This window comes from Bacteroidota bacterium, from assembly GCA_016183775.1.
Taxonomy (GTDB): domain Bacteria; phylum Bacteroidota; class Bacteroidia; order JABDFU01; family JABDFU01; genus JABDFU01.
Map to the genome: position 1 here is coordinate 1 of JACPDY010000111.1, position 4,360 is coordinate 4,360.

The window sequence follows — 4,360 nt, forward strand, 5'->3', positions numbered from 1 at the left end:
AATTAAATCACAAGCCTAAACGCAAGTATTAACAACGTTTTGTTAATGTTTGTTCACTACAAAATTTTAAAATCCAAACAAGAATGCAGCATTAACAAGGGCTGTAGGGTTGCGACCTCGATTCGAGTGTCAAACTCGGGACAATAAAAGGTTGGCTAAAGAGTGGTTGAATAATGAAATGAAGGGGCATGAGAAAAGTACTTTATCTTGTTGTTGACAAATTTTTTCTATACCTGTAAAAAATATGCAAATGAGACCCTCGATATTCTTTTTATCTCTCTTTTTTCAAGTGCTTTCTGTCCATTCTCAAACTGTGTGCGGGAGTATGATAGGGGTGAATATGTCCGGCGCGGAATATTCCTGGGAAAATTTTCCCAATGACTCCGACCTTGACTACCTGAAAAGCAAGGGCGTTTCACTTATTCGTCTGCCTATTTCCTGGGAAAAATTTCAGCCCGATCTGAACGTCCCTTTAGACGCTAATCAGATATCAGGCATAAAACATTTTTAGATGCCGCCGGAATAAGAGGCATAAAAGAGATTGTTGATCTGCACAATTACGCCCGTTATGATCCCACATGGGACACAATCTGCAGCAATGAAACAACAATGGCTGTCACATTGAAAAGCACTTCGGACCTGGGTCTTGAAGTATACGATATGACAGAAAAAAAAAGTGGTAGAGGCGGATTATAAAAATATGTCACCAGGCACACACTTGCTGAATATAGATGGAGCAACATTCAATCCCGGTATCTATTTCGGTTCCGTGAATGCAGGAGGCCGCAATGTTGTGAATAAAATAATCGTAGCCCGGTAATATTTTCACTAAAAAACAGTCCTTATTGTGTCGCATTGCTTTTTTTTATCACCTCCGCAAAGGGCCGCTTTTCAATTTTGCTGTCCAGCCAGGCAATGAAATTAAAAGAACTCATAGCATGTCTTTCATAGGGATTTTTGTATACTTCTATCAATTTTTCTCGCAACTCTTTAAATGTTCGTTTTGTTGTGATTGCGGTGCTAAAATCCGACCGCTTTCTTTTTATAAAGTTTAAAAAAACGAACTCAAACCCATGGAGTTTTTTCTTCCGCGACAAGAACCTGTAAGCCGATCGGGCGGCATAGTCGAGCAACTCAAAATTTTTAAGTTCAAAATGTATTATTAAATTCAATAACAACGCATGGCTTAATACATCCGTTCTCAGGTCTATGCCCTGGACTGTAAATACTTTATTGTTCCATGTCAGCGCTTCTTTATGTCTTCCCGCTCCCAAATAAATATTGGCCACATTTGAGTAGATGAGGAGTTCCTGTATCCCGGTTATTTGTTTCGCGTATATTTTTAAACCCTTCTCCGCTTCGGGTATTATCGAAATACCTTTTTCAAATTCCCCCAAGCCAAAATAGGCCGATAACTCGTGGATGTATACACGTGAAAATATCTTGGCTTTAAGTTCTGTTTTTTTTACATCATGTTTCCTGAGTTTCTCAATGTATAATAAAGCTTCCCGGTATTTTTTGCAATCGCAGCATTCAATAATGTAATTTCCCAGCGCCGAAATATAATGGCCTTCATCCATCCCTTTTTGTTCCGGGGAAGTTTCTATGAAATCAAGCGACCTCTTTCTATAAGCGAGGCTGGCTTTAGCATCGCCCACGGACGAAGACAGTATCCCCATCGCGTTGTAATACGATCGCTTTGCACGAAAACTTTTCGGTTTATTTTCATCCGACAAAATAGGATGGGCAAACAATTTTTTGTATTTGTCTTCAGCCGCTTTTGTCCGCGGCATACCTTCGTTCCTTCTTTTAATATGTATTTTGTCGGAAAGTTCGGTATACTGATCGGTGTTGGTTATTTTATGCATAACCACTTCTTTTTCCCTGAATACTGTTTCGTGTTGTTTTTCTATTACTGAAATATCCGTACCCCGTTCCATGATCGTTATTCTCTCCCATTCCAGTAGTTCCAGTAAAGCGAAAAATTGCTCATACTTATATCCGAACCGCTTCGCTTTTCTCAACATGCTCATCGATTGAACATTCAGGCCTTTATTGTACAAAAAATTAATATCATCTATCATGCCTTTTAATTCGGCAGCTACTGAAGCTTCATTGTTGTATTGACGCATGGCTTTCAGGATGAGGTTATACAGGTAATTTTTTACCACGTGCAAATGCCTTACAAAATCAATGCCTTTAAGCTGTTGCCGGATAGCCTCTTCATTATATTGATCTTGTTTTTCGATGAGCTCAAAAAGCAGGACATAATTATTCTTTTCCCCTATTGTATGCCTGGAGGCGAATAGCTTAAAATATCTTTTCTCGGACATACTCATTGATCTTATCAATGTAAATAATTCCGTTTTTTTATAATTCAGACTCATACATTAAATTTTTTTAAATAGTATAATTTGTATGTATTTAATATATTTTTAGCATATATATAAAATCAGACTCTTACAAATTTAATAAAATAGGATTGCTATAAACCCTCTTATTTATCACCTTTGTACGCGTAAAAAAAAGAAGTTTTTTTGCTTTCCCATTGATTTTCAACAAAATAAGATGACAATTTTAATAACCTTGGAATGTCGTTATACGTATAAGAATTACTTTAAGAGTTATCATTTAGTGAAATAATGATGACCGTTCGTTACATAGATCGCTTTTTTTGGAAAAGACTAAAGACACTCTTCTTTGCTTTTTGGGCTTTTGCGTGGTTTACTTACGACACTTTTTCCCAGCCCTGTACCACTTGTCCTGTTGATTGTTCAACGGGCTGTACTACAACTTATGCGGTAAGCAGTTCTACTGATTGGACGCCCGCCACTTTTGACGCCAGCTTAGGAAAAACGGGAACAATTCAGGTCGGATCATCGGCTACCGCTACATTCGGGTCTATTTCTTTCGCCAGTTCAAGAAGCATGGTCATTAATAATTGTGGAAGCATTACCCATACAGCTGATATGACACGTACCGGGTCGGGAACATTTACATACAATAACAGCGGCACATTAAATTATGGAACTAATGCTTTTGATTTTTCAGGTACAAGTGATGCTAATGTGTTTTGTAATAATGGTAACGTAACCGGTGGCGCTTTAACCTACCAGGGAACAATAACTAATTATTCCACAGGTATTATGACAATTAGTTCAATAACTACAAGCGGTTCCTCAGACGATTTGGATAATTATGGTATTATAAATGTGAATGGAACGATAAATATGAGCGGAGGCGGAGTCATAAACAGCTGTAATGCCGGCAGAATTACCACTGTAAACCTGAGTTTATCGGGCAGTTCAATTGTGGGATGTGCCGGTTCCTGCGGAGGCTTGAGGATTACAGGTACTTCGACATTTACCGGTACGGGAGGACTGTCGGGGAATGTAGATCTGTGTGATAATTCAGGTGTAGCCCCTACCAGGGCCGGCACACCGGCCGACCCTAAGGTAGATAGCAATTCGGGTACCAATGTATTCGACGCGTCAGTAACCTATTGTACTTGTTCGCTACTGCCTGTCAGTTTAATAAGGTTCTGGGCTGCCCTTAAAGAAGAAGCGGTTCAGCTGAAATGGACCACCGCTTCGGAAACAGGTAATGATTATTTTACCATTGAGCGATCAATGAATGCGGTTGACTTTGAGCCGATAGCCACGCTAAATGGGGCCGGCAACAGCAGCAGGATGCTAAATTATAGCTATACTGACCAGTACCCTTACACAGGGATTAATTATTACCGGTTAAAACAAACCGACTTTGACGGGAAGTATTCGTACTCGGCCATAGCAGCCACGGAAAAAAATAAAAATGCATTGGGCCTGTTATTTCCTAATCCTACAACAGGTGCATTTACTGTACAGTTAAATGGACAAAACGAGGATAATGTGTCAGTAGCTATTCACGATGTTTTGGGCCGTGAAGTATATTATACAAATGCCGGCGTTGATGAGCTTTCCGGATCAGGTAATTTGTTTGTAACACCTTACGAAACTATCCCATCGGGAATATATTATGTGATCGCGTCTTCCGGAAATAAAGTAGTTAAACAGAAACTGATCATATCGAAGTAATTGATCGTTATGTTTATTAAAAATCTCCTGAATCACCTTCGTCGCGGGGCCCCTTACGTTTAAATAATGTCGCGTCGGCTTTGCCAAAACGTAGCGAAGCGGTGAGTTTAAAATACCTGGTTTCGCGCCGGCTCCAGTAATCCTCCCGAGTTTGACACTTGATTTTTAACAATTCAGCAATGATGTGGGTTTGCGGGCATGGGGTTAGGTTTGTGCCACTACATTTTGGGTTCTGTCTTAAGAATTTTGGGCGGGATTTGCATTCCTAAGGTTTTGAAGAGTTC

General features: G+C 39.6%; 3 protein-coding genes. 2 read left to right on the plus strand and 1 reads right to left on the minus strand.

Annotated features, from left to right (window positions below):
* Positions 1–250 precede the first annotated feature (250 nt).
* A complete protein-coding gene (locus HYU69_13700) occupies positions 251–511 on the plus strand; it encodes a hypothetical protein (protein MBI2271393.1) in 261 nt (86 codons plus the stop codon).
* 331 nt (positions 512–842) lie between these two features.
* Here HYU69_13700 and HYU69_13705 read toward each other — a convergent pair whose 3' ends face one another.
* Entirely contained in the window at positions 843–2,387 is a 1,545-nt protein-coding gene (locus tag HYU69_13705) for a hypothetical protein (protein MBI2271394.1), read from the minus strand.
* Between the two features lie 255 nt (positions 2,388–2,642).
* On the opposite strand from HYU69_13705, the gene HYU69_13710 reads away from it, so the two are divergent.
* On the plus strand, positions 2,643–4,076 hold the full coding sequence (locus HYU69_13710) for a T9SS type A sorting domain-containing protein (GenBank protein ID MBI2271395.1): 1,434 nt from the start codon (positions 2,643–2,645) through the stop codon (positions 4,074–4,076).
* Positions 4,077–4,360 lie beyond the last annotated feature (284 nt).